The 19,916-nt window shown below is 42.1% G+C and carries 20 protein-coding genes; 5 read left to right on the forward strand and 15 right to left on the reverse strand.

The genetic code is table 11. From position 1 onward, the window contains the following. Nucleotides 1-14: 14 nt before the first annotated feature. A complete protein-coding gene (locus tag QR722_RS12330; protein WP_286283155.1) occupies nucleotides 15-1,664 on the reverse strand; it encodes an ATP-binding SpoIIE family protein phosphatase in 1,650 nt (549 codons plus the stop codon). 15 nt (nucleotides 1,665-1,679) lie between these two features. Continuing rightward, on the reverse strand, nucleotides 1,680-1,985 hold the full coding sequence (locus QR722_RS12335) for an STAS domain-containing protein (RefSeq protein WP_286283157.1): 306 nt from the start codon (nucleotides 1,983-1,985) through the stop codon (nucleotides 1,680-1,682). Between the two features lie 208 nt (nucleotides 1,986-2,193). On the opposite strand from QR722_RS12335, the gene yciH reads away from it, so the two are divergent. Further along, nucleotides 2,194-2,517 carry a stress response translation initiation inhibitor YciH gene (gene yciH / locus QR722_RS12340; RefSeq protein WP_286283158.1) on the forward strand — a complete coding sequence of 108 codons (324 nt, stop codon included), beginning with the start codon at nucleotides 2,194-2,196 and terminating at the stop codon, nucleotides 2,515-2,517. A 32-nt stretch (nucleotides 2,518-2,549) separates the two neighbouring features. Then, the gene (locus QR722_RS12345) at nucleotides 2,550-3,350 is read left to right on the forward strand and encodes a response regulator transcription factor (RefSeq protein WP_286283159.1); all 801 of its coding nucleotides are present in this window, start codon (nucleotides 2,550-2,552) and stop codon (nucleotides 3,348-3,350) included. Nucleotides 3,351-3,649: 299 nt separating this feature from the next. Here QR722_RS12345 and QR722_RS12350 read toward each other — a convergent pair whose 3' ends face one another. Further along, complete coding sequence (locus QR722_RS12350) at nucleotides 3,650-3,820, reverse strand: hypothetical protein (RefSeq protein ID WP_286283161.1); 171 nt, start codon at nucleotides 3,818-3,820, stop codon at nucleotides 3,650-3,652. A 241-nt stretch (nucleotides 3,821-4,061) separates the two neighbouring features. Here QR722_RS12350 and QR722_RS12355 point away from each other — a divergent pair, with 241 nt between their 5' ends. Together QR722_RS12355 and pheA are read left to right on the forward strand one after the other, a co-directional pair. Continuing rightward, nucleotides 4,062-5,087 carry an IS110 family RNA-guided transposase gene (locus QR722_RS12355; RefSeq protein ID WP_286283064.1) on the forward strand — a complete coding sequence of 342 codons (1,026 nt, stop codon included), beginning with the start codon at nucleotides 4,062-4,064 and terminating at the stop codon, nucleotides 5,085-5,087. A 701-nt stretch (nucleotides 5,088-5,788) separates the two neighbouring features. Beyond that, a complete protein-coding gene (gene pheA / locus QR722_RS12360) occupies nucleotides 5,789-6,970 on the forward strand; it encodes a prephenate dehydratase (RefSeq protein ID WP_286283162.1) in 1,182 nt (393 codons plus the stop codon). An 82-nt stretch (nucleotides 6,971-7,052) separates the two neighbouring features. Here pheA and QR722_RS12365 read toward each other — a convergent pair whose 3' ends face one another. The 4 genes from QR722_RS12365 to QR722_RS12380 all read right to left on the reverse strand — a co-directional run bounded on the left by QR722_RS12365 (nucleotide 7,053) and on the right by QR722_RS12380 (nucleotide 11,725). Further along, complete coding sequence (locus QR722_RS12365; RefSeq protein WP_286283163.1) at nucleotides 7,053-8,765, reverse strand: methyl-accepting chemotaxis protein; 1,713 nt, start codon at nucleotides 8,763-8,765, stop codon at nucleotides 7,053-7,055. Nucleotides 8,766-9,026: 261 nt separating this feature from the next. Beyond that, complete coding sequence (locus tag QR722_RS12370) at nucleotides 9,027-9,374, reverse strand: hypothetical protein (RefSeq protein ID WP_286283165.1); 348 nt, start codon at nucleotides 9,372-9,374, stop codon at nucleotides 9,027-9,029. 113 nt (nucleotides 9,375-9,487) lie between these two features. Beyond that, a complete protein-coding gene (tyrA, locus tag QR722_RS12375; protein WP_286283166.1) occupies nucleotides 9,488-10,621 on the reverse strand; it encodes a bifunctional chorismate mutase/prephenate dehydrogenase in 1,134 nt (377 codons plus the stop codon). A 12-nt stretch (nucleotides 10,622-10,633) separates the two neighbouring features. Then, nucleotides 10,634-11,725, reverse strand: a complete 1,092-nt coding sequence (locus tag QR722_RS12380; RefSeq protein WP_286283167.1) for a 3-deoxy-7-phosphoheptulonate synthase — start codon at nucleotides 11,723-11,725, stop codon at nucleotides 10,634-10,636. A 318-nt stretch (nucleotides 11,726-12,043) separates the two neighbouring features. On the opposite strand from QR722_RS12380, the gene QR722_RS12385 reads away from it, so the two are divergent. Continuing rightward, nucleotides 12,044-14,242, forward strand: coding sequence for a putative bifunctional diguanylate cyclase/phosphodiesterase (locus tag QR722_RS12385; protein ID WP_286283168.1), 2,199 nt, complete (start codon nucleotides 12,044-12,046; stop codon nucleotides 14,240-14,242). Here QR722_RS12385 and QR722_RS12390 read toward each other — a convergent pair. The 8 genes from QR722_RS12390 to rpsP all read right to left on the reverse strand — a co-directional run bounded on the left by QR722_RS12390 (nucleotide 14,226) and on the right by rpsP (nucleotide 19,465). Next, nucleotides 14,226-14,825, reverse strand: a complete 600-nt coding sequence (locus tag QR722_RS12390) for a DNA-J related domain-containing protein (protein WP_286283169.1) — start codon at nucleotides 14,823-14,825, stop codon at nucleotides 14,226-14,228. The genes QR722_RS12385 and QR722_RS12390 overlap by 17 nt on opposite strands. A gap of 52 nt (nucleotides 14,826-14,877) precedes the next feature. Continuing rightward, on the reverse strand, nucleotides 14,878-15,450 hold the full coding sequence (locus tag QR722_RS12395; protein ID WP_286283170.1) for a sugar O-acetyltransferase: 573 nt from the start codon (nucleotides 15,448-15,450) through the stop codon (nucleotides 14,878-14,880). A 135-nt stretch (nucleotides 15,451-15,585) separates the two neighbouring features. Further along, on the reverse strand, nucleotides 15,586-16,377 hold the full coding sequence (locus QR722_RS12400; protein WP_286283172.1) for a Rossmann-like fold-containing protein: 792 nt from the start codon (nucleotides 16,375-16,377) through the stop codon (nucleotides 15,586-15,588). Between the two features lie 178 nt (nucleotides 16,378-16,555). Next, nucleotides 16,556-17,185 (reverse strand): YiaD family glycine zipper/OmpA-like lipoprotein, encoded by a 630-nt coding sequence (locus QR722_RS12405; RefSeq protein WP_286283173.1) that lies wholly within the window; start codon nucleotides 17,183-17,185, stop codon nucleotides 16,556-16,558. 299 nt (nucleotides 17,186-17,484) lie between these two features. Continuing rightward, nucleotides 17,485-17,844 (reverse strand): 50S ribosomal protein L19, encoded by a 360-nt coding sequence (gene rplS / locus QR722_RS12410; protein ID WP_286287663.1) that lies wholly within the window; start codon nucleotides 17,842-17,844, stop codon nucleotides 17,485-17,487. Nucleotides 17,845-17,863: 19 nt separating this feature from the next. Next, nucleotides 17,864-18,661: a tRNA (guanosine(37)-N1)-methyltransferase TrmD gene (gene trmD / locus QR722_RS12415; RefSeq protein WP_286283174.1), complete on the reverse strand. Its 798-nt coding sequence runs from the start codon at nucleotides 18,659-18,661 to the stop codon at nucleotides 17,864-17,866. Continuing rightward, entirely contained in the window at nucleotides 18,662-19,186 is a 525-nt protein-coding gene (gene rimM, locus QR722_RS12420) for a ribosome maturation factor RimM (RefSeq protein WP_286283175.1), read from the reverse strand. A gap of 27 nt (nucleotides 19,187-19,213) precedes the next feature. Further along, on the reverse strand, nucleotides 19,214-19,465 hold the full coding sequence (gene rpsP, locus QR722_RS12425; RefSeq protein ID WP_286283176.1) for a 30S ribosomal protein S16: 252 nt from the start codon (nucleotides 19,463-19,465) through the stop codon (nucleotides 19,214-19,216). Between the last annotated feature and the right edge of the window lie 451 nt (nucleotides 19,466-19,916).

Raw genomic sequence — 19,916 nt, forward strand, 5'->3', positions numbered from 1 at the left:
ATTTGTCTCTCTTACTAGATTAAAAAGGTGGCGGTAACTTGGCTACCATCGGGACTATATTCCAGATTATCGCAGAGTTCTTTGACTAATGGGATCCCTCGACCATAAGTAAAATCATCATTGAAAATATGGGATTGATGAATGTCAAACCCATTCCCTGTATCGCTTACTTTAGCAATCAAGGTTTTACCATTGGGCTGAAATGAAACTGAAATAGAAATAGAAATACTGCCATTTTTCAGTTCTGCCAGGCGTTGAAAACGCATTTCATAGAACTCAAAAAATCCATCGGTACTATTTTTTAAGTTTGAATCTAGCTCCAATAAGCCATGATCAAGTGAATTGTTGAATAATTCTCCCAAAACAGTACTCAGGTCTGAACGGATCCCGTACATTCCCAATTGAGAGGCAACCATAGCCACCAGATCATAAACCGGATCAAACTCTCTTAACTGATCAGGTAATAGCTCAACACTAACATTAAAAGGCAATTGAGTTACCAAATGGTCAGGCTTTAGCTTATCCAAATTCTGGCAGGTGTAACTGATGAAGGTAATATCATCTAGTTGCTCTGCCTTACCTCGGAAGCTTTCTATCTTGTGAATAATATCCTCAACCGTCATATCGGGCGTTTCGGACAACCAACCTAACACTACTTTTTCACCTAACATTTGTGAATCAATATTCATCAGTTCGATAACGCCATCCGAATAGCCTACAAGTCGTTCATCACTTTTGGCCTCATAATATTCGACATTATTCTCGAACTCGTGCTCTTCAAGGATCCCCAACGCCATGTGCTTAGAAGCAAGTGTTTTAGCTATTTCACCGTCAGCTTTAATCACCCATAAATCAGGCATGCCTCCATTCCAGATGGTAAAATGCTGTCCGGTATTTGATATTTCAACCAATGCGGCTGCAAAAAACATATCGCCAGGCAACAATGACAGCAAGGTTTTATTTAGCGCAGCTACCATGTCTGACACTGCCATACCTTTGCTCGCCATAGCTTGAAAGCTTCGAGCAACAGGTAAGGCACCAATAGAAGAGGCCAAACCGTGCCCCGTAAAGTCACCAACTAAAAAGAAAATTCCGCCGGATGGGCTTATTTCAGCCAGAAACAGGTCACCGTTAAAACGACTGGCTGGCGTCAGTCTGTAATCAAAAAAACAAGCTAATTTTTTGTCCAGCGCTAAGGCATTATTAAAAATATGTTCAACAATATCATGTTCTCGTTGCACCCCATTACGAAAGTAATTGAGCTCTTGATTCTGTTCAAAGGCTCGTCGGCTGAGTAACCGAGTACGTTGGTGAGCACGAATTTTAGCGGTTAAAATAAGCTTATCAAACGGTTTGGCCGCAAAGTCATCACCACCAACCTCTAGACACTTAGCAAGAGCGGTTTGATCATCCAAGGCTGTAATAAAAATAATTGGCAGATATATTTCGTCAGACATACTTTTCAAGATAGGAGCGACCTGATAACCGTCCATATCTGGCATCATTACATCTAAAAGTACCAAATCAGGGTCAATCTGAGCCGCGAGTTCAATGGCCTGCTGCCCACTGCCAGCTTCATAGCAGTCAGGAAATCCAGCCTCTTCGAGCATGAACCTAAGCAAAGAGCGATTTAATGACTCATCATCAACTATCAAAATCCGCATGAGACCGTCTACTATTTAACTTAATTGAAATTTTTTATCAAAGCGGGAGATTTTTAATATTTTCGAAACTTGGGGACGAGAATTCACAATCCGAAAGGTCTTCACTTGGCTAACCATAGTTTTTTGCATGTTAAGTAACATACCAAGCGCAGAACTATCCATATATTCGGTCTGTTCTAGGTCGACTATGATTGTATGAATAGTACTAGGTGCTGATGTAAAGGCGATTCTAAATTCTTGTACTTTGCCGAAATCAAATTTCTCATCCATGTGGATAGTCAACGTTTTTTGGTCTTCCGATAGCTGAGACTCTACGCTCATTTTTATCTCCTCAATTACTCAAACATGAATTTCTTCCCAGATTTGCCTTGAACACAACCGACACAACAATTTTAAACCGTTAATCGAATAAATATAGGTGTTTTAAAATAATAAGTTAAATTAAGTCCGCTTGTTTGAATAATTGATGTTTATGTCCATCCAATATTTGTCTAAACTGAGCGTTATTCTATTCACAACTTAAAGTATTATGTCTGAAAATAATCTTGTCTATAGTACCGACGGTGGTCGTATTGAAAGACAAAGCACTACGCCTGTTCAATCACTCTCTAAAGACGGAATTGTCAGGATCCGACGAGAAACCAAGGGTCGCAAGGGCAAAGGAGTGACCACAATTGAAGGCCTCGGATTATCGCCAGAACCACTCAAAACCCTGTGCACAGAGCTTAAAAAGCACTGTGGGACGGGCGGAGCGATCAAGCAAGGTATTATCGAAATTCAAGGGGATAATCGAGATAAAATCAAATCGATTCTCGAAAAAAAAGGCATGACCGTAAAACTTGTCGGTGGCTAGCCAATCCTCTCGTCAAATAACAGGAATCCATTATGGAAAATATCTCATTATCTGAAGTCAATATCTTATTGATTGAGCCCTCAGATACTCAACGTAAAATCATTACCTCACTACTGATTAAAGAAAATGTCGGTGAGATAGATTCTGTCTCGACGATAGCAGAAGCTAAAAGTGCTTTGAAAGCCCATGGCAGTGACGTGGTAGTGAGTTCTATGTATTTCGAAGACGGTACAGGTTTAGATTTGCTAAAGCATATAAAGGGTAATGATGAAACGGCCTCAATTCCGTTTATGCTAGTAAGCAGTGAAAACCGCGTGGCTAAATTAGATGAATTTAAACAAGCAGGCGTAGCAGCAATATTACCAAAACCTTTTAAACCTGTGCATTTATCACGAGCATTGAAGGCTACGTTAGAGTTGATCAACACTTCTGAACTAGAACTGGATTTATTTGATGTTGAAGAAGTACGAGTTTTATTGGTTGACGACAGTAGATTAGCTAGAAACCACATTCGCCGTGTACTAGAAGGCATGGGGTTGAAAAAAATCCAAGAAGCTGAAAATGGTGCAATGGCCCTAACCTACATTAAAGACAATACCTATGACTTAGTTGTAACAGACTACAATATGCCTGAAATGGATGGACGTGAACTTTCAGAATTTATTCGTTTTAATCCGCAGACATCACATATTCCTATCATAATGGTAACATCAGAAGCTGCTGACAGCGCGCATATGGCTAACATCCAGCAAACTGGAGTAAACGCGCTATGTGACAAGCCTTTTGAGGCAGATGAAGTGCGCAGAATGTTAGTCACCTTACTCAGCGACTAATTCGCTGAATAGTCTATCGTTATCTGACAGCGGAACACCACCGCTGTCCCCCCTTTCCTTTCAAATTCAGACTTCCAATCACTTTCGACTTCTCAGCATATAAATCAAACACTGGTTAAATCGCGGTCAAAAACCATGTTTCTGATGAAAGCATTTACGATGGCTGTCCATGTAATGTTTAATGAAAGCATTTACGATGGCTGTCCATGTAATGATGATCTGACAGCGGAACACCACCGCTGTCTCCCTTTCCTTTCAAATTCAGACTTCCAATCACTTTCGACTTCTCAGCATAAAAATCAAACACTGGTTAAATCGCGGTCAAAAACCATGTTTCTGATGGAAGCATTTACGATGGCTGTCCATGCAATGATGATGGGTGTCCATGCAATGATGATGTATTTACGATGGCTGTCCATGTAATGGCGATCTGACAGCGGAACACCACCGCTGTCCCCCTTTCCTTTCAAATTCAGACTTCCAATCACTTTCGACTTCTCAGCATAAAAATCAAACACTGGTTAAATCGCGGTCAAAAACCATGTTTCTGATGGAAGCATTTACGATGGCTGTCCATGTAATGTTTACGATGGCTGTCCATGTAATGGTCCATGTAATGAATGGGTGATGAGATGGACGCTCCCCAATACGGCGTCAATGCGCCAAAATAGTAGTTCTTAAACAAGACTATTTACATAGGGAACGTCCAATATGAAGCTTAAAACAATTACCATCGATTTGGCAAAGACTGTATTTCAAGTGTGCGGAGTAAATGAACATATTAAACCGCAATTTAATAAGAAATTAAAACGGACTGAGCTACTTGATTTTATGCGCCAACAACCACCTACGTTGGTGGTGATGGAAGCCTGTTATTCATCGCATTACTGGGGGCGTGAAATTGCTAAATTAGGTCATGATACCAAGCTTATACCAGCCCAACATGTCACGCCTTTTGTGCGAGGCAACAAGAATGACCATAACGATGCTTTTGCCATAGCAGAAGCCAGCCAGCGCTCACATATCCGCTTTGTCCCCGTAAAATCTGAGCAACAGCAAGAAATTAATTGCTTGCATCGAATTCGAGAGCGCTTAATTAGAAACAAAACGGCCCTGAGTAACCAGATACGCGGGTTGTTAAGTGAATTTGGGGTAATATTTCCTTGTGGCCACGTGGCCTTGTGTGCAGGATTAGCCCAAGTAATTGATAGCGAACAACGCAGTAACCAGTTGAGAACCATGATGCGCGCGTTAAAGGCAGAATATGAAGACACACGCTCTCGCATCAAGGCCATTGAGCAGCAATTGCATCACTTTGTTAATAACAGTGAAAGTGGCAAAATATTGCTCAGCATCCCAGGGATTGGTTTCATTAATGCCTCAGCGTTTTTAGCCGCCATTGATAAAGGCCAGGCGTTTAATAATCCCAAAGAATTTGCCGTGTGGTTAGGGCTGACGCCTAAACAACACGCCTCAGGCAATATCAGTAAGATGGGCGGCATTACCAAACGCGGAGACCGTTATTTACGTAAACAACTGGTACATGGTGCGCGGTCTGTCGTGAGTCGTGCCGCGCAAAGAACTGATCCGTTATCACTGTGGGCCACTAAACTTCGCGTTACCAAGCCGTTTAATAAAGTGGCAGTCGCCGTCGCCCATCGTTTAGCACGTTTAATCTGGATATTGCTCACACGTCAGGAGCACTATCGCGTTACGTCCTCACAAGTGAGCGCATAACATGAATCACTTTACGTTATCCCTGTCGAGCTCAATTCCGTGTAGGACAAAGGCACCAAGCCTGTGTGGGTGTTGTGGAAGGCAAGACACGGGATAACACTTACTTTACCTACCCCGCTTAGTCATAAAATGATGAAGAAAACGGTCTACCTACCTCATCAAAGCCAGACTTAGACACGGATAACAATCCGACTGGGTGTTTTTAGGCGATAAGGTTCGGAGTTCATCAGAGGCCAGCGTTGATTAAACCAACGCTAATAAAGAGCCTGAATATATGTCAGAACTAAGCCATTTTAGACTGCCTTCAAGACAACAGACTAGCGGTAATAGAATAGTAAAAACGTAATTCGTGCAGAAAATCAGCACGAAGGGGCAATTAGTACGTTGACATCAGGGGAGCGTCCATATATGTCTTTATAAAGATTTGGATTAATCGGGAGTCTTTATATATGTCAAGGTAACGCAGGGATATATTGCTAGAGATTCACGATTATGAATAAGATATGCAAACATAATCGAACTATTGATTGACAAGTGAGGGGTGAATTAATAGATTCGAGGTATGAAAAAAATCCACTTCACAAAACGGTTGTTTTATACGCCCCCCTAGCCTTAGGTGAGTGTTTGTTGTGAATTTACGAGTCCACACAAAACCTCCAAAGCATGGAGGTTTTGCATTTTAAAAGCAGGTGAAGAGTCAAATGTCTACACAGGAACTAGAACAGCTAAGAGAGAAGATTACGACTCTCGATAGCAACCTTTTAAAATTACTCGCCCAACGCCAGCAATATACCAATAGTGTTGCAGAAACTAAGATCCGTAACCAAATTCCGGTTCGAGATCATCAACGTGAAGAGCAGCTATTGATCCGCTTAATTAAACAAGGCAAAGAGTTTGGTTTAGATGCGCATTACGTCACCCAAATTTTTCATGTTGTGATAGAAGATTCGGTGTTGAATCAACAAGCTTTACTGGCGGAAAGAGCCAACCCTGGCAGCAGCCTGCCGCTAAACCGAGTGGCATTTCTAGGTGACCGCGGCTCATACAGTTATTTAGCCACCCAAAAGTATTTTTCCCGTCGCCCTGGTGAGCTAATGGAAATTGGCTGTAAAAGTTTTGCAGAAATCGTCAAAAAGGTAGAAACCAATGAGGCTGACTATGCGGTATTGCCGATTGAAAATACTTCATCCGGCAGTATCAACGAAGTCTACGACCAACTACAGCACACCAGTTTATCTATTATTGGCGAATTAACCCATCCAATAAAACATGCGATGTTAGTAGCAAAAGATATCGAAATGAGCAAGATTCGTACACTTTACGCCCACCCTCAAGTGTTCGCTCAGTGCAGTCACTTTCTTGCTGAATTGGGTAATGTCGAAGTTAAACCCTGTGACAGCACCTCAGCAGCCATGCTTAAAGTAAATGAACTAGGTAGCGATTGCGCCGCAGCCATAGGTAGTGAAGCAGGTGGCGCACTCTATGGGCTAACTGCAATAAAGTCTAATCTAGCTAATCAGAAAGAGAACCACAGTCGATTTATCGTAGTCGCGCGTAAAGCAGTGAAAGTCCCATTACAGGTTCCGGCAAAGACCACCTTAGTCATGTCGACTGTGCAAAAATCAGGGGCGCTAGTAGAAGCCCTGACCGTTTTGCGTGACAACAATATCAATATGACCAAGCTGGAATCTCGCCCGATTACCGGAAATCCATGGGAAGAGATGTTCTATATTGATGTTGAAGGAAATGTACAAGATGGTCCGATGCAAACAGCATTGGATAAACTCAAGGGAACAACACGATATTTTAAAGTGTTGGGCTGTTACCCAAGTGAAGAAATTAGTCCCACCAAGGTTGCAGCAGTCCATGCTTTAGCAGATTAACAAACGGCAGCTTCACCTAGATGAGTAACTAAACAAAATCCGTTAGTAAACCAGACTAACGGATTTTTTAGTTTATAGTTATTTATACTTTGAACCGAGACACCAGCTCTCGGGTCTTTTCAGCAATTTTAGCTAGTTCCTCTGCAGCCTGTCGGGTTTGATTTGAACCATCCATGACTTCACTAGCCATATCGTTAATTTTTTGTACACTTTCCGCAACCGAAGCTGACGTTGCATTTTGTTCAACTGTGGTTGCAACCACCGTATCCGTCAAAGCTAATAGCGCTTTAAGCGACACAGATAATTCATCCATTGCCACTGTAACTAAATCGACTAAATGAATACCGCCGCTGGCCGCAGCGCCTGCCCTTTCCATACGTTCAACTGATTTTTGAGAAGAAATATTCATCACTTCTACGAGTTTTGATATTTCAACTGTGCTTTGTTGTGAGCGTGTAGCAAGGGCGCGCACTTCATCTGCAACTACAGAAAACCCCCGACCTGCCTCTCCAGCCCGAGCAGCCTCAATTGCCGCATTTAAGGCCAGCAAGTTAGTCTGATCTGCAATACTGGTGATTACAGTTAAGGCTGCTGTTATTTGTTGTACTTCATTTTTTAAACTCGATATCACTTCGCTTGAATCATTAATCAATTGCACCAGAAGTTTAATGTTCTGAGCTGCCATATCAGCACGCTCCATATTCTCTTTTAAACTCTCTTGTGCTTGTAAACTTTTGGTACTGGTATCTACGGTAGAGCGCGAAACCTCTTCGATTGAGGCCGCCAGCTCAACCATAGAAGATGAGACTATTTCGGTTTGCTCTCCTTGAATCGAAGTAATATTATAGCTTTGGCTAGTTACAGCACTAAGTTGTTGAGAGGCTGACGCCAAGGTATCAGCATCCAACTTTATCTGCGCAATAATTTCACGAATCTGCCCAATAAAGGTATTAAAACTTTGAGTCACTCGATTTATTTCTGGAATATTAGAGGACTTTAAGCGGCTAGTAAGATCACCGTTCCCAGAGGTTACTTCCTCAAACGCATCCCCCAATTCATTTAAAGGCTTCACCATCCGATTAGAAATAAACCATGAAATAACGCCGGCGATAAAGACCAAAATAATCATCTCTAAGATCATGGTCCAAATTAATTCATTGCGGAGACTTTTAGATGCTTGGACGGCCTCATCTACTTTAATTTCCGCTAAAATCGCCATTTGAATATTGCCAACTTTAAGGGGGGAATATGCAGAAAAAACCTCTATACCATTGTAGTCTTCTACTTTCATAAACCCTGACTGCCCGCTCAATGCGGCCTTTGCACTTGCGGTATCAACAGGTTGAACACCGATAGACGTGTTTCGAGCACGCATTTCTTTGGCTTGATTGGGGTGTACTTCACTGATCTCTTTAATATATGAGTCCATGTCTTCTAAAAAATAGCGACTTTCTGTTATCAGTACGCCAGCGGAGCTGACTAGATAAGATTCTCCGGTATCACCAAAGCCATAGTCCTTCCACTTTCCAGAATGAGTTAATAGACTGTTCAAATGTTTCATCGGCATTTTATAGATCAATACAGCAGCTTTGTTGCCGTCAACATAAATAGGTGAAGAAGCGAAGCCAGACAAGGCATCATATGAGGGACGATAGTTTCTAAAGTGAGTGAAAAACACCTCATCTTCTGAGCTTGATTTAGCCGCCATTTGATAGGCAAGACCAATCTCAGAGTTTGCGTAGGGACCGGTTTTTAAGTTGGTGGCAAAATCGACCTTTTTAAAAACACTGTACACAATATCGCCGGTTTTTATGTCTACAATATAAATATCGCTATAGTTAAACTCTTCAGAAAAGTGACGTATTGAAGGGTGATGCTTCGCATGTGCAGTGGCATAATCAGTATTATTTCTAAGTTGGGTTAGCTCTGCCTTCTCTGCTAATGGATAATCTGACCCTGCGATAAAGTCATATTATAAAGCTAAACCATTGGCACCTATACTGGTTAAGACTTCTGATGCTTTTTGAATTTTATGTGGATTTAACTCATTGAAGTGCTACACAAAATCTTTGTCATAGAACTCCTCAGTTTTGCTAATTTCAGTTGAATTAATATTACCCCGCTGACTATGGTATTGATTGAAAGCAGGAATAAATTCGCGCGCAGCTTCAATGGTAGATAGCGAAAAAGATTGAACTCTCAGCTGTGACTCAATGATATGGAAGTACTCTTCAACGGCTTCCCTGCTTTGAGCACTTTGACTAATGAGCTTTTGTTTAGCTGACTCAGTTAGGGCTTCTGAGGCTCTATTGGCAGCGATATTAACCGAAATCACACCCAACACAATAATTGAAAGTGCGACTAAACTCAAAGTGGCAATAATTAACCGTAATCGTAAACTCATGGAACAGATACTTAGCGCAAGGCGAACAAATAGTTGAAACAAAATCCTAGACCAAATTTTTAACCAGTACCACTAGTAATGTGATTTAGGGCTAAATAACCCGCTACTAGCTTTTATAGAACCCTATCGTCATCAGCTTTGAGCAATAATTTTTTACTGCTTACTAAGCATTCTTTAGCATATGGGCCAAACCAGTTACCAATGGCAAAAAACTGTTTTACAAATTCGCCTTTGTTATTCCCTTCCAACAATGACAGTGCGGCATCGAAGCGGTCACGAAAACGCTTCAATAATCCTATACTCTCAACGTTGTTAAAGATTATATCTGCATAAAGCTCTGGATCTTGAGCAAATAAACGACCGACCATCGCCAACTCAAGGCGGTAGATCGGCGAGCTAAATGCGACCAACTGTTGAAGATCTGGATTCTCCCCAGCTAAATGAGCACCGTAAACAAAACTACTAAAATGGCGCATAACTTGTATAAACGCCATAGCATCATCATGTTCTTGGGCCGTGCTCAAATGCACAATTGCTCCCCACATTTGGATTTGTTCGACTAGCCACTGATAGGCTTCCGGCTGACGCCCCTCACAAACCACCACAACTTGCTTAACTAAGCTTTGAACATCTGGACCAAACATTGGATGTAAGCCCACCACAGGTCCACTGTGATTGTCTAACATAGTTTGCAGGGGTTTTTGCTTTGTGCTGGTAATATCAGCCAAGATACTTTTTTTCGGTATGAACTGAGCCACTTGGGCAATAACCGTTTCCGTCAACGCAATAGGCACAGCAATTAAGACCAAATCTGCGCCTGTCAATATCTGCTCGGCCTTAGGCCAATCTTTATACTCAAGAATCTCAACCTGATAACCGCTTCTTTTAAACATATCGACAAAAATACGCCCTAAAGCCCCTCGCCCACCCACTATCACTATTTTATTTACCTTTGCTGCTACGCATAAATATTGATTGCTTTGGGTTTGATAAGACTCGCGCATAATACGGCGTAATAAATCTTCGATTAAGCTTGCTGAAACCCCTTTAGATTCACCCTCAGCGCGACGTTTGCTAATCAGCTCGGCCTCTCTGCTAGGAACATATACCGGCAAGCCTCTGCGACTTTTGTATTCTCCAACCTTAGTGGTTAAGCGTGCGCGCTGCGCAAGCAAATCGACCAGTTGGCTATCCAACTGGTCGATTTTCAGACGTAAATTATCGAGTGATTCTGGATTGTCTGACATGATAAATTTCGCTTATGCCGATTCCCGTAGTTTGTTTAAACGCATGGGTAATACTGTGATTAGTTTTTCTCTAGAATGATCGAGCAAATCCTCTGTCGCCTTCCAATCAATGCAGCCATCAGTGATAGACACACCATACTCTAGATCTTTTAGGGTTTTGCCGTCACTACTTTGATTGCCTGCTTTAAGATGGCTTTCGAGCATTACACCAATTATAGACTGATTCCCTTCAAGGATCTGATTAACCACATTTTGCGCCACTAAAGGCTGACGGCGGTAATCTTTGCTAGAATTAGCATGACTACAATCAACAACTAAACCTGCAAAAAGATTAGCGTTGCTCATTTCAGTTTCGCAATCAGACACACAAACTGAATCATAGTTTGGCTGTTTACCACCCCGTAAGATTATATGCCCATCTGGGTTGCCTTGGGTTTTGATAACACTGACCTGGCCTTGCTTATTGATCCCCATAAAACGGTGACCCGATGCGGCTGATTGCAAGGCATTAATAGCGATACCTAAACTGCCATCCGTACCATTTTTAAAGCCTACTGGCATGGATAAACCACTGGCCATTTCACGGTGAGTTTGTGACTCCGAGGTTCTTGCACCAATAGCAGACCAACTAAATAATTCTGCGAGATATTGGGGGCTAATGGGATCTAAGGCTTCAGTAGCCACAGGCAGTTCAAGCTCAGCCAACCAAATCAATAGCTCGCGAGCTTTACGTAAACCACACTCAATATCAAAGGAGCCGTCAAGATGAGGATCATTTATCATCCCTTTCCAGCCAACGGTAGTACGCGGCTTTTCAAAGTACACTCGCATAACGATATACAACGTATCTTTACTGGATTCATGTAGCTCTTTGAGTTTTATCGCATACTCTTTAGCCGACTCAATATCGTGGATTGAACATGGTCCGCTGATAACCAATAAACGGTGGTCACGACGGTGAATAATATCGGAGATGATGGCACGAGAATCTTCAATTCCTTTCAGTGCTTTGTCGCTAATGGGTAGTTCTGCGGCCAATTGCTCAGGAGTTACAATAACGTCCTCAGATGAAATATGGACATTATTGACGGGATCTTTAATCATAGTTCGATTTTTACCTTATAATTCGGTGTAGGTGTAGATGTAGATAGAGTAGTCACAACAGAGCTGTAAACCAAACGATACACTAAACTTGCATTTTAATTACAGAAGCAGGGTTGACTTTTTACCAGCCTTTGCATTCTAGCACAACCTGTAATTTAAAAAGTGCTTTTATTTTAGAAATTTACGCCATAACTCGACTGTTAGACACTAATGGTTTATTTTTAAAATGATAGATTTAACACGGAATATGGAATTGCCTACATGAAGGAGAATTCTCCAAGGAAACTTTTAAGCAAATTTAACATTGGTTTTGTCATAATGTTTGTTTTTGCTATTGGTATTTCAGCTATGTTATTGGTGGCGAATTATCATCTCCAACACTCTTCCCTTTTATTAGGAACCAGTTCACAAGCACAAGTACAGCAGATCCAGCAGAATCTAACTCTTCAGAAAAGTTTATTAGATTCATATTCGAACGCTTTTAATATTGACCATTTTCAACAGACATTTACCATTAGTTCTCAGCAAACAGTCGCGAGTATTACAGAGCTTAGCCATCAACTTGGGCCGAGCCAGCCTTTAGCAAAACTAGCGCAGATCCAACAAAGTATACACTTACAAGCAATTGAATTGAGCGCAAATATCCCACAGGCTCAAAGCAACCAACTAGCCCCACCATTGGGTATCAGCCAGATAGTGCAAATCCAACAGGAAATATCAAGTGCCAAGAAATTGCTAAACTCGATAGGAATCGATAAGCAGCAACTGTCAGGGGATATTGGATTGCTCCAGTACGCCATTTTCTTAATCCTAATATTCATCTTGGCTGCAGTATTATTGGGATGGTTTTTTAAGCGTACATTAAGTACTTGCTTATTATCCGCACAGCAAAATACTGATGTATCTATGTTTCAACATCGCACGCCAAACCCAATTATTAGTCTGAATGAACAAGGTGAGGTTATATATTCTAATCCGGCAACATATCGATTACTAACCACTCTAGATCTTGGCCCAAATGATGTCAGGTCGTTACTTTGCATGGATTTGAGTCGATACCAGAGAGCTGCTTTACAAAACAACAAAAAATTCACTCGATTTGAGTATCAACTAAAACAATATACGTACGAGTGCGAATTACATTGGTTAACCGATCAACGTCGCTGGGATCTGCATTTACTCGACGTGTCGGCCAAAAAAGTCGCTGAGCAAAGGTTGCAATCTCAAGCCTATCATCATCCGGAAACAGAGCTTGCTAATCAATATCGTTTTCGCGAAGTCATCGAGTATATGGTCATTGAGCACAAGCCTTTTACCTTAGGGCAGATTGAAATCCGTTCCTTTAGTAAATTATTGGCGGATGTGTCCCATACCAGAAGCCAAATGGTCATTATTGAACTGGCCAAAGTTCTGCAGCAAGCTTGCTTAGACGTTGAGCCGCACATTAGATGTTTTCATATTGGTGATAAAAACTTCGCCATCATTATAGACTCTACACCTGATCCAACACTGGCCGAGCATTTTGTAAAGCATCTTAATCAGCAAATGAAAGCAACCCAGTTCTCAGGGCAGTATCGCTTGGAGTTGGATTTTGGCTTCGCCACATTTCCTGGCGATGGTGCTAGCGTCGAAGCTGTGATCCGTAATGCCCGTATTGCTCTTGATGCATCCGCCAGTCAACAACACACAGATTACATCCTCTACAGTGAGGAGCTGGGTGACGCCATTGCACGTAAAAATGAACTACAAGTTGCCATGCGAGACGCTTTGCTAGCACAGCAGTTCCAATTGTACTTTCAACCTCAACTTAATTTACAGACTAACAAAATCACTGGCGCCGAAGCCCTGATAAGGTGGCATAGAGAGGATCAATGGATTTCCCCAGCAGAATTTATTCCATTGGCTGAGCAATCAGACTTAATTTTAGCGTTGGGTGAATGGGCGCTGAATACAGCCTGCCAAAAAGCAAAAGACATAGTTAATGCCGGCTACACTGATTTTGTAATCGCAGTGAATATCTCCCCTAAACAATTTACCGCCCCAGGATTTGTTAGCACCATCACCTCAGCGTTGACGAAACACACCCTACCCGGCAGCAATCTAGAATTGGAAATAACTGAAGGTGTACTATTCAACAATGATACCAATACATTGGACACCCTTCGTCAACTCAAACAAATGGGTGTTAAGTTAGCTATCGACGACTTCGGCACCGGATATTCCTCGCTAAGCTATTTGAAAGACTTTCCTATAGATAAATTGAAGATTGACCAATCATTTATAAAAAACATGCACAATAGTAAAGAAGACCAATCTATTGCCAGAACCGTGGTCGATCTGGCAAAGAACTTGAATTTAAGCATAATCGCCGAGGGAGTCGAAGAAAGGGATCAAGTCAACATCTTACGACAAATGGGCTGCAATCATATTCAAGGTAATTGGTTTAGCAAGCCACTCGAAGAAGGCTACTTCAGTTATTTTTTACAAAATTCAACTACGCCTAAAAACATTGTTTGAGTAAGGAGTAAGCGTGTTCCAAACGCTTACTCTTATCCCCGCTGCCGCCTTTGTCTGGATGATGTTGATGTTGCAGTTTACGATATAGGCGTTTCAACTGTTCTGGAGTGGTTAATGTTGCGATACCAAATTCTGCCAAGGCGGCTTGTTTATTTTGCGGGGTGATATCTAGCCTCTCAGACCGCTGCATGTTTTGCCAGAAACTCTCCAGTAGTTGCTCGACCGCCTGTTGGTCCGTTTTTTGGAAATGACTCCAATCTAAATAATATTGTCTTAACGGGTCCTTTTCGCTGAGCTTATTTGAGCCGACTGCCCATGGGCGTAATTCAATACAGGTAGTGTGAATATTAAGTTGTCCCAATTGCTGATAGTTGAAACTATCTGCCAAGCGATATAAATGATGGAACAGAATGAAATGACAGCGGAACAAATTTAATGGGTCACGCAACGCTTCAGGGTCGAAAAGTGTAAAAGGCTCGTTTTGCAGTGTCACTATCAATTGATATTCAGTTATCGAGCTAGTTTGGTTCAACAAGATAGAGGTCAATGCCTCTTCCAATTCTGCCGAATGAAAGTCGTTCATCGATAACTCCAATTATCTATTTTCAAAATAGTTACTCCAACCTAGTAGATCATCATACCTCAATATTGCTAATCATTTTAGCCGGTACACCCGCATTCACTGTGTTGGCAAGCACATCTTTATTCACAACCGCGCCGGCAGCAATAACGGCATTATCGCCTATAGTCACACCGGGCAATATTTTGGCACCCATGCCGATCCACACATTATTGCCGATGCGAATTGGATGCGCCGTTTCAATGCCTTTTTTACGTTTTTGCGGATCAACAGGATGGGTGGCGGTGGAAATCAACACCCCAGGTGCTAACAGCACATTGTCACCGATACTCACAGGTGCGGCGTCAAGTATCACCAAACCATGATTGGCGTAAAAGTGTTTGCCTAAAGAAATATTATAACCATAGTCACAATAAAATTGAGGTTCGATCCAAAATCCAGCACTTTTTGCAAATAAGTCTTTTAACAGTAGCATGCCTTTTTTATAGTCCGACGGCGGCAGTAAATTAAATTGATGACACTGGGTTTTAGCATGCATACGCTGCTGGTGCAGCGCCTTATCACTGGGAAAATATTCAACTTGGGTCAGCATCTTTTGCTGTTCTGAAATCTTTTCATGGTCGCTCATAGATTTACTCTCAATTTAGCATTTGATGATTAGTTTGTTCACACACAGTAGTTCTTACAAAGATGGCGGAACGTCAAATTGTCAGAATAATATCATGGTTCTCAAACGAACCTTAGTCGCGGTCTAGTGTGCTTTTTAGACTTTCATCTTGATGTAGTCCTGCCACTTAGTTTCATAATTCAATTTGCGCAGGTGGCTTTTGGATAGTTGGTGCGCTGCTAAAGATTGCTCTGTTAATAGTGGACCCGTTCCACACAGCTTACAGTAGCCCAGCAGGGATTTACTGGAGGGCCGCAAATCCAGCATTGGATATTGCAAGCCTTTGTAGCCCCAAACATAGGTTTTCCCGGCGGTGTCTTTAATCTGCTTATCTCGGTCTACATTACGTACTTTATAGCGAGGGAAATTCTGGCTATCAAAAGGCTGCCATCCCAAAAAATGGGCTGCACCGGGCACCGGCGTTAGGTTTTCGATGTTCCAGTCAGCGTAGGGCTTCACATCTTTAGATGTGATATAACATAGCCCCTGCCCAGCAGGGTCGAGCAGCACCTCAAAACAGTTTTGAATAAAGCTAAGCAGTAGATGTCGATTCAAAATATTACTGTCCATTTGCGGCGCAGTAGTTGAGGTTGGATCACGGCCAAAATTGGGTATCAGTGGGAACTGAAAAATCACTAGGTCAAATTGCTGGATTAACTGGGCTGGTATGCTTTGGGTTTGAGTGATATCAAGCTGGTAAAATATCTTCTTGTCACGATCCAATAATGCATCAATTGCATGTTCACGATACTTGGCTCTTAATATAACTTCAGGATCCAGTACTGAGCCATAAACGTTTTCCACCTTGCGATCTTTTAGCAACGAGTAGGTAAATGATAGATCTCCATCCCCTATGGTCAGAATTCGCCAAGACGGATCTATGAACATTATTACTCCTACAATAACTCAGCCACAAAAAAACGGTAACCTAGGTTACCGTTAGTTCAATCAGTTTGGATAGTTTGCGTCACAAATAAATTTTGCGCAATTCCTACTAAGTATATTTCTGAAATCATTACAGCGGCCGCTTAAAAAGCAATCAACATGCAGCCTTGCTGCTAAATGTCTATCCAGTTATCGGGATAACCCGTAGTTCTACCCGGCGATTTTTTTGTCGACCTTGAGCATTATCATTTGACGCTACGGGTTGTGACTCTCCATACCCTATTGTTTGTAGTCGACTCGACATAACATTCTTACTTTCTAAGTAAGCTGCAACACTGTTGGCTCGTTGTATAGAAAGCTGCTGATTGTAAGTGGCGTCGCCAACTGAATCAGTATGACCTTCAATGCTCAGCTTGGTTTTCTCATAGCGAGTTAACACCTTAGCCACATCGTTAAGAACAGGATAAAAGCCAGTCACAATATTCGCCTGGGCCGTTTCAAAGGTAATATTTCCTGGAATCGACAGTCTTATACTGTCGCCTTCTCGATACACTTCAACGCCACTGCCCTTCAATTCTTCCCTAAACTCTTCTTCTTGGTTGTCCATATAGTTACCAATAGCGCCACCCGCTAACGCACCTAGCGCAGCGCCCCAAACGTAGCGACTCTTATCGTTGTCGCCCGTGCCTTTACCCGCCAATGCGCCTAGTACAGCACCGATGCCGGCCCCCTTTTGTGCATTGCTAGCATTAGAGGCACAACCTGAGATCAGCAAGCTGGATAAGGTAATAGCTAGAAGTGTTTTTTTCATTCTTGTCTCCTTGGGTGAAAATATAAATTGTTCATTGCTTATTTGTTTTATGCTTGTATTAAAAGCAGAAACTATACCAACTCTTTTAAGTGAATCCGTTTTACCAAAAATATGTAATTAAATCTTATAATTAGAAGAATAACTGAAATAAACTGAAGGTTAGCTGAATAGCAAATTAAAGCTGATATTGATAGGTATGAGCCAATGCTACTCAATGGATTGTAGATATTTCCCCTCGCCATAAAAAAACCCGCTTTCGCGGGTTTTCACAAGTTAACAATAACGCATTAATTAAAATCTTAGTTAAGCTTTTCTCTGATACGTGCAGATTTACCTGAACGTTCACGAAGATAATAAAGCTTAGCACGACGTACCGCACCACGGCGTTTAACTTCAATAGAAGCTATAGCAGGGCTGTGTGTTTGGAAAACACGTTCAACACCTTCACCATTGGAGATCTTACGTACAGTGAATGCAGAGTGTAGGCCACGGTTACGCTTAGCGATTACAACGCCTTCGTAAGCCTGAAGACGCTCTTTTTCGCCTTCTTTAACTCGTACTTTAACAACAACTGTGTCACCCGGGCCGAAGCTCGGAAGATCAGTCTTTAACTGTTCTTCTTCAATTTTCTTGATGATATCTTGATTGACTTTGCTCATCATAACCTCTCATCCTAGATTAACTGTCATCATGCTGCGCCAACGATGTTTGGAACAAATCCAACAATCGTTTTTGCTCCTCAGTCAGAGCTAGGTCATTTAACAATTCAGGGCGTCGTAGCCAGGTTCTCCCTAGCGACTGTTGCATCCGCCACTGCCTGATTTTTTGGTGATTACCGCTTAATAAAACCTCAGGTACACTGCGTCCATCAAGATTTTCAGGCCGGGTGTAATGGGGACAATCTAGTAAACCTTCAGTAAACGAATCCTGCTGGGCTGACTGATCGTGTCCTAACACTCCCGGTACAAATCGAGATATAGCATCCATTAGAACCATGGCCGGTAGTTCACCACCACTAAGTACATAATCGCCAATAGACCATTCTTCATCGATCTCGGCTTCTATTACTCGTTCATCGATACCTTCGTATCGACCGGCGACAAATATTAAACTGTCATTCTCAGACAATTCCTTCACACCAGCTTGGTCTAACTTCTTTCCCTGAGGTGACAAGTAAATCACCTTAGTTTTTTTCCCCGCAGCTAATTTAGCTGCGTGAATAGCGTCAGTTAATGGCTGAACCATCATCAGCATGCCGGGTCCGCCGCCATAAGGGCGGTCATCAACTGTTCGATGCTTGTCATGAGTAAAGTCTCTTGGATTAAAAAACTCTACTGACAACAAGTGGTTTTTCACCGCTCGTCCAGTGACACCTTGCTGAGTAAAACTGTCAAACATCTCTGGAAACAGACTTACCACACCAAACCAACGTTGTGTTGTTGAGGTATCCTCAACATCGGACATTGGTGGGTTCATTTAAAACCCGGGATCCCAATCTACTGTGATTGTTTTCGCCTGTACGTTGACCTCTTTAATCACTTGTTCGCGAATAAAAGGCAACATACGTTCTTTTTGACCAAAAGCGTCATTTGAATTAGCTTTTACTAACATTACATCGTTAGCACCGGTTTCAAATAACTCTTTCACTACACCCAGACCGTAACCGTTTAAAGTCACTACCTGCATGCCGACTAGGTCTCGCCAATAATAATCATCGTCGGCCAATTGAGGTAGCTGTTCAGCTTTGATTGAAATATCGAGATTTTTGATACTTTCAGCATCATCTCGCGTTTCAACCCCAATTAGTTTCGCGACAACGCCTTTACCGTGCGTTCGCCAGCTGTCAACGGTATATTCTTTTGCTGCTTCGCCCAAAAGCCAAGGAGCGTAATCAAATACACCTGTAGTCTCATCAGTATAGGTAGTGATTTTAACCCAACCTTTCACACCGTAAGGTGCACCGATTTTGCCAATCACTATTGTGTCAGACGCTTGACTCATCTATACCTCAATTTTATTAAACAATGCTTACGCAGTTGCTTTTCTTGCATCTTTAACCAAGCGAGCAACGCGCTCAGACAGGCTTGCGCCGTGTCCTACCCAATGCTCAACACGCTCAAGATCTAAGCGTAAGCGCTCTGATTGACCTTGTGCAGTTGGGTTGAAAAAGCCAATGTTCTCAATGAACTTACCGTCACGTGAACGACGACTGTCAGCAACCACTACTTGATAAAATGGACGCTTTTTTGCGCCACCACGCTGTAAACGAATAGTAACCATATAAATGCCTCAAACTCGTAATAGCGTTACTGTTAACTTGTTTGCCCTGCTCCCCTGTGCCCTAGAGCACGAAAATCAAGGCCGCCGAATTATACTGATTTAGACGACTTATGCAAGGGAAACTGTAGACTAAGTCACTTAATTTGCTTAATTTTGTCCCTTAGTACCCCAAGGCACTTTTGAGGCCTGCGAGCGGGTCAAGGTATTCATCGGCTAATTCACATTACTTTGTGTGCGTTTTACCCTCTTTTATTTGCCCGCACTACTCAATAATATAATCCTATGGGCTGTTTAAGCAGTATAAGTTAGCTGTGCTGATGTGTTTACACGCAATTTTTCGATAATTTATCCCGAAAATGTGTCAATTCATCGAAGAGTTCACTAAGGTAGCGCACGAAATAGTTACCGCCAACAGCCAGCAATTAAACTATTAACAAGACAGATGTGTAGC

This window comes from Aliiglaciecola sp. LCG003 (assembly GCF_030316135.1).
Classification (GTDB): domain Bacteria; phylum Pseudomonadota; class Gammaproteobacteria; order Enterobacterales; family Alteromonadaceae; genus Aliiglaciecola.